This is a genomic window from Arthrobacter sp. I3 (assembly GCF_000520575.1).
Taxonomy (GTDB): domain Bacteria; phylum Actinomycetota; class Actinomycetes; order Actinomycetales; family Micrococcaceae; genus Arthrobacter; species Arthrobacter humicola_A.
Window position 1 is genome coordinate 1 of sequence record NZ_AZSB01000536.1, and the last position, 6,527, is coordinate 6,527.

Annotated in this window: 6 protein-coding genes and 1 pseudogene; 3 read left to right on the forward strand and 4 right to left on the reverse strand. The window is 64.3% G+C overall.

Annotated features, from left to right (window positions below):
• Positions 1-123, forward strand: a pseudogene (locus tag Y706_RS29955) (phosphoesterase); the annotation flags it as partial.
• Positions 124-602: 479 nt separating this feature from the next.
• Entirely contained in the window at positions 603-1,250 is a 648-nt protein-coding gene (locus tag Y706_RS0102310; RefSeq protein ID WP_028275311.1) for a hypothetical protein, read from the forward strand.
• Positions 1,251-1,491: 241 nt separating this feature from the next.
• On the opposite strand, the gene Y706_RS0102315 is transcribed toward Y706_RS0102310, so the two are convergent.
• Positions 1,492-1,698, reverse strand: coding sequence for a hypothetical protein (locus Y706_RS0102315; protein WP_028275312.1), 207 nt, complete (start codon positions 1,696-1,698; stop codon positions 1,492-1,494).
• A gap of 339 nt (positions 1,699-2,037) precedes the next feature.
• Between Y706_RS0102315 and Y706_RS0102320 the strand changes: the two genes are divergently transcribed.
• Positions 2,038-2,637, forward strand: coding sequence for a recombinase family protein (locus tag Y706_RS0102320; RefSeq protein WP_028275313.1), 600 nt, complete (start codon positions 2,038-2,040; stop codon positions 2,635-2,637).
• Positions 2,638-3,430: 793 nt separating this feature from the next.
• On the opposite strand, the gene Y706_RS0102325 is transcribed toward Y706_RS0102320, so the two are convergent.
• The 3 genes from Y706_RS0102325 to Y706_RS23140 form a co-directional block, all read right to left on the reverse strand.
• Positions 3,431-3,778, reverse strand: a complete 348-nt coding sequence (locus Y706_RS0102325; protein ID WP_028275314.1) for a DUF3846 domain-containing protein — start codon at positions 3,776-3,778, stop codon at positions 3,431-3,433.
• Positions 3,779-3,841: 63 nt separating this feature from the next.
• A complete protein-coding gene (locus Y706_RS23135) occupies positions 3,842-4,195 on the reverse strand; it encodes a DUF6221 family protein (protein WP_043434264.1) in 354 nt (117 codons plus the stop codon).
• A gap of 947 nt (positions 4,196-5,142) precedes the next feature.
• Positions 5,143-6,024, reverse strand: a complete 882-nt coding sequence (locus Y706_RS23140) for a response regulator (protein ID WP_052354983.1) — start codon at positions 6,022-6,024, stop codon at positions 5,143-5,145.
• Positions 6,025-6,527 lie beyond the last annotated feature (503 nt).

Here is a 6,527-nt window from a genome sequence, read left to right on the forward strand (position 1 = left end):
ACGATGTACAACCACTACAGCCTGCTTGCCAGCATCGAAGACATCTTTTCATTACCCCGGCTCGGATACGCAGGGGCACCGGGCCTGAACAGCTTCGGCCCGGACGTCTTCAACGCCCGGTAACCGCCCGTCTCACCGAATCCCCACGCACCGCCGTTTCCTGGTCCCGGGGCTCCCACAGGGCAAGAAAAACCGCAGCTTCAGAACCTACTGTTGCGTTGTGGCACAGCAGCCCAGTCAGGGGCACGCCACAACGTCATTTCACCCTCAGAAATGACGAAGCGCACCCCAGAGACCGGCTCCACCTTCCTTAAAGATGGAGCCGGTCTGAGCGGTCCCGGATAAACACGCGCAGCGATGCCCTGCAGTTAGCGATCGACTGCGCTCCACGGCAGCACGGGCTCTCAATGAAGGTGCTGAATTGGGTCCGCATATGCCAGCGACGTAGAACGTTTGTCTCCCGGAGAGACCCACGAAAGGTCTCCCCCCGGGCTCTAGCCAGGAATTCGATTGCTGACCTACTCGGCCGCCACGCCTGCTTTGACTCTGCAGATGTCCGGCGTGGATTGCTGGCGAGGCTGGGGAAGGCGTTGAAGGTTGCCATGGTCGACTGGCTTCTACTCTCCAACCTCGGCACCGCTCTCGGTACGACGGTGCTCGCCATCGCGACGTTCCTCTCCACCAGGTCAGCCAACCGGTCGGCGCGGCTGGCCGAGCGCGCACTGCTGAACGGTTTGCGCCCCATCCTGTTGCCTTCGAACTGGTCGGATGCCCCGCAGAAGGTGCGGTTCATGGAAGGCAAGTGGATGGTCGTGCAGGGTGGCCACGCCGCCCTCGAGATCGCCGACAATACCGTGTACCTGGTGATGTCTGTGCGCAACGCCGGCACCGGGGTGGCGATCCTGCACGGCTGGCATCTGCCACCGGACGCCAGGGCCCCGCTGGCACCCGTCGAGGAGTTCCACCGGCTGACACTCGACATCTACGTGCCGTCCAACGACGCCGGTTTCTGCCAGGTCGCCATCCCGGACCCGGATCCGGCCGACTACCGTAACGCCACGGAAGGAGCCGCCGGCGAAGGCTTCACCGTCGACCTGCTCTATGGAGACGCCGAAGGCTCGCAGCGCGTCGTCTCGCGGTTCTACATCACACCAGGACCCGCAGGCCTTGGCCACGACGAGGACGACACCGGGTGGCTACTCATGGTCTCGCGCCACTGGAACCTCGATTTGCCGGCGCCGCGCGGCTGAGCCCGGGGGGAGTCGCCGGGCACGGGCTTTGACATGCCTGAATCAGACCATATCTGAATCGTGGCTCTCACAAACGAAGGATTCCGAGAATCACCGGATTGAGCCTGTCGGCCCTACTTCACGGAACCACGCCGTTGGCTGGTCACGTCAGCTCAGCAGCAGGAGCGCGGTGAAGTAGCCGGCCAGGCGCCGGCCCCCGGCCCAGTCCGCGAGCCGGCGGCCGGGTTCTGGACTCCGCGGCCTATTCGGCCAGTTTTGCCACTGCCTGAGCCCAGAGGAAGAACTTGTTGGTGCCGAGGTCCTTTACGGTCTTGATATTCAGGGCTTCCTGTAACTTCAAAGCGTCGGCCTCGGACAAGCCCTGAAGCGCACCAACAGGCGCCTTGGCCAGTTCCTCAATGCTCTTGCCCTCGTATGCCTTATCGAACTTATCGCTCAGACCAGCCACTGTGCAGCTCCTTAGAAGATCAGTCAGACCCCGGACATACCGGGCAGGCGGTCGCCCAAGGACCAGCAAAGCATGCGCCGATGCCCCCGTCCAGCATTCGATTGACGCGCCCGCCCCATTTGCTTACACCCACGGGCCGCCTGCGGTCACGCCTAGGTCCCCGAGCCTATGGCGCGTCAACGTTGTCCCACTTCCTTGGAACTGGGACAACCCTTGACGGGACACTCCCTCACAGATCTGGATCCGCAGCAGGCCGCGCAATCCGAGCGTCCCGGATGTTGTTCCAAAACTCCCGACTCATTCGCCCGTCACAGGGATAACTTTCGGTACGGTTTAGGCATGGAAATTGGTTACGCCCGCGTGTCAACGGTGAAGCAGGACCTCACCCGGCAGCTGGACGCCTTAACGTCCGCTGGCATCGAGACGGTCTTCTCGGATAAGAAGTCCGGGGCCACCACGGACCGCGTGGGGCTACAGGACGCTTTGCGTCATGCCAGGGCCGGTGACGTGCTTGTGGTCCACACCCTCGACCGGCTGGGACGGACCGTGCGGGACACACTGAACCTGGTCCACGAACTAAAGGAACGCGGCGTCGGCGTCCGAACGCTGGCTGACCCCCTGCCTATCGACACATCCAACCCTGACAATCCCATGGCGCAGCTGGCGGTGGTCATGCTGGCACTCTTCGCGGAAATGGAACGTACTTATGCGGCCGAACGCGCCTCGCATGCCAGGGCGGTGGCCTCGGCCAACGGGCGGCGTACGGGACGGCCTTCCGTGATCGACGCGGACAAGCTGGAACACGCGGTTCTGCTGCGGGACAAAGGCTTGTCCATGAAGGAGATCACTGCCAAGACGGGGCTGAAACGTACCACCCTGTATCGGCACCTTCCACCACGCTCCCCTGCCACCGACTCGGTAACCACTGATGCCCTTTGACGCGGACACAGTGAGTTTCACCCTCACTTACGGGGGAACGCTGGTTGTGGCATTGCTGATGTTTATTGGGCAGTTGACCGCGGCGGGGATTCTTCTGGTTCTTGCCGGCATCACTTGGCTGACGGCGTGCATCATCCGGGGAATTGCACGATCATTCAGCAGACCCGGACCTGGATGAGAATGGCCCGGCCCAGTCCGCCCTTCGTTCGCTCGTGGCCGCCGAGCCAGGCGGCTCCCAAGTCGGCTTAGTTTAGGTGACGACGACACGCGCGAAGCACGCAATAGTCTCGCCGACGATGACGTAGGCCTACGCTGTGAGGTCGGGAAGGCGAGGTGAAGCGCCAGGGAATGCCGGGTCGGGAGACCCCGGCCCCGGCACAGGGGATGTCGGATCCGGAGAGTCGGGCAACGACCCGGTGCTTCTGAGGCTTCCCATCGCCTTGCATTTTTCAGCCTAAACGCCCAATCAATAGTCAGCTGCTGGCCCCGATGCCAGAGTGTTCCGGCGACCGCAGGAAATCCTAGGACGAAGCCCGCTGGCGTCACCGCCTGGCCAAGCTCGCGGCCTGCCGGGGAAAGCAATGACTGGGCGGACCACAAGGACTGCGCGTGGGAGCGTGAGCAGGCCCTCGGGGTGTGGATCCGTACCGGGTGATCCGGATGCCGTGAAGGTCAGGCTCCTAGACGACGCGGTTCCGGGTGACGGGCGGGGAGGATCGGGGCCGCCTAGCCGCGGTGATCGAAAACGTAGCCCTTCTTGGCGCCGGGCGGGCGAGGAACATTTGCCGGACCGCTACGCGGCGAGTCCGCCGTAGAGGTCTTCGGCCCGTTTGACCAGGTGGCCGGGCGCGTCGGCTGGCTCGCCGTGGCTGCCGCGTCCGAGGAAGACGACAGTACCCCGGGCCGCATCGGCAAGGTCCAGGCCGCAGTCGCGCATCAGCTCCGCGGCGCGCAGGTTCGGCGGAAGGCCGGCGTTCACCCCGTCGGCATTGAGGCAGACATCCCAGTCACCCCGGGTTACGGTTTCAATCTCCCCGCCGACCAGATCCTCCAGGGCCCTCCGGCCAACGACAATGTTCTGGACCCGGACAGGTTCGCTGGTCCTGACCGGCACTATCAGTGCTGTGCAGATGGTTCTCATTTTCAATCCCGTTGTTAATAACAATGGTGCGTTTCGCGCTGTTCCTGCCGAAGTGGACCGGCATCAGAGCTGTGCGCTGCGTGTGCTCATCCGTTGTGTATCCGTCTGGGGCGCTTCGTCCAGGCCGTCCACCCGCCAGCCCTCCTGGTAGTCCGGATGATGGCTGTAGACCGATGCGAGGCACATGAGCACATACCCGCTGGTTCCGCCTGTTTGTGATGAAATGTCAGTCACGAGCGGGACGTTGTCCAGAATCTTCCGTTTTGCCGCGCACTCCGACAGGACGCGCCCGGCCGACAGGGGCCATCCAGGGGACCCTGCCGTGTCGTCGGTTCCCGGCGTGTCCGGGGCCGTTGCGCGGGCGGCGGATTCGTCCTCGGCGATCCGTGCCTTCAGGAAACCAATGACGTCCGCCATGGCCCTTGTCCTTTCGACCCCAAAGTGTTCTCGTGGCAATAGCTATGGCGTGGCCGCTGCCGGTCCTGGAAGACAGTCCCCCGGCCGTCAGAATCGGCGGCGGCCCTCCCCGCAGATGCTTCGGGGGCTTCTGCGCCGCCAACGTCCCGTGGCTTGCGGGTTTCAGCCAATAATTACGCGGCCCGCGCACGGCGCCGACGAAGTCGATGAGTGACTGGTTCGTGCCGGGGACGATTTCCGGGAGCAGGCCGCGCCGGCGCCTTGTTCCTGACACACTCCACAGTGCATTCGTCTGCGACCACCACACCGCACGCACATGGACCTTTACAGGTCTTCGAACATGAGACTGTCCTTTGTTCGAACGGAATAATAGCCGGATGCTAGGCCCGGGCCCTTAGCACTGCCAGAGTCAATCGACCCGGCAACAGGCCACCGAAAGAACAGGTCCAGGCACTAACCGCGCCCGGCGATGCGGATCTCCCTGGTCCTCCCGCAGGTCGATTCTTCTCATCGGTGCGGGGCTCCAGCCCTTTTAGTGTGTTCGGCTGCGGAAAATGGCACATCCTGGACGCTGCCCCACGAACCCGCCGCCGTGAGCATTCCGTTCCATCCACCGTGTCAAAGACGGGAACTTACTCCGGGACAAATGGTCGGGGATTGCCTCGTCACGACGGCATGACACGGCTGCCGGTCTGGGACGAGAGCAAAGGCCCGCTGGCCGGCTCATCCGTTCTCCCTTCAGCGCTACGAACTCAACGACATCGTCAACGCGGTCAGGAAGCGCGCCGAACTCCTCGGCCAGGCTGCGCATCGCCGCATGCTCTCAGGCTCCCGTAAACAGCTGCCGTAAAAGATCTTCTGCGTGCTCCCGGTCGAAGGCCTCCAAGACCTGACGCCCGGGTGGGTCTTCCGGGATGCGGCACCCCGTGTTGCCAGGGCCATAGCGGCTACGCCCGGCTGAGCCGTGGGCGGCGGCCCATCGGGCCGGTCCAGGTTGCGGCAAGGGCCTCGGCAAGCCGAAGGGCGTCCTCTGCCCGTTCGGCGTCCGTGGGCGCGGCGGTGCGGGTCTCGCTGGTGCAGTTCAGCAGCGCCGCCGTAACCTCCGCGACCCGGTCCGGGAACAGACTGAGCCGGTAGCTGCCATAGCCGGGGTCCTCGACGTGATCCAGCGCCCCGGCGATCAACACCGCAATCTGGGTTCTGCGCCCCATGCCGAGTTTCGTCAGCAGGGTCGACACCATGTTCTTTATCGTCTTTTCCGAGAGTCCCATCTGCTGGCTGATCTGGCGGTTGGTCAGTCCTTTGCCCAGACGGACGGCGACATTCATTTCCTGTCTCGTGAGGTTAAGGAGCCTCTCATCCGGGCCATCCGGGCCGGCGGGCGGGGCCAGGAGCGCCGGCTGGAACCGGGCGCTGTAGGCGGTGTGCCCGTTCAGTACGCGGCGGATGAGCCGGAGCTGTTCGCTGCTGTCATCCTGTTTGGACAGGCACCCCCACGCGCCGGCCAGGATGGAGTCGATCAGCACCTTTTCGTCGGCGTCCCCGGTCAAGAGAACACACCGGGTAGCAAGACCGGCCGCGGCGAGAGCCCCGCACACTTCCGCACCAGACCCGTCGGGGAGATGATCGTCAAGGATGGCAAGCCCGGGGCGGACATCCGGGATCCGCCGGATTGCTTCACGGACGGACCCGGACTCTCCGACGATACTGAAACCTTCGGATTCCAGCAGGTGGCGCAGGCCCCGCCTGACGACCTCGTGGTCGTCCAGCAAGTACACGCCGCGGCCGGCCCACGGGTGCTGCGGGGGGACTTCCGGATCTGCCACCATTGCTGCTCCGTTCCTTCGCCTTTGAGACCCCGAAGGCGTTGGTACTGGAGGTTTGAGGCGGACTCCGCCGCCGCGAAGCCGAATCCCACCGCCCCCCACGGTGTCCCAGTCTCCGCGGGTTCGTGCCCGCTGACCTGAGGCTCCCCACGGTAGACCAATCAACACCCGGACAAAAGCGCCCACGCCCGGGAGCCGGGATCTCGGCGCCTCCGTGGTCCCACGGCCTGGTCCTCCCTTCCGGCGGCCAGTGGTGGCTTGCTTCTAACCCGGGTTCCCCTTCCTCGTCCCGCGGACGGGTGCATGTCGCAAGAGCACACCGGATGATCGTGGACATCCGGACGTGGCTGTTCCAGAATCGGGAATGTGCCCATGACCGAGCAGTACGGGCTTGTCTTCGACGGTGACCTGCCGCCGATGCGTTCGCTGCGCACGGCGTGGCTGCTGGCTTTGTTCCTGGGCTTCGCCGGCGCGGACAGGTTCTACCTCCACAAGCCGGTTACCGG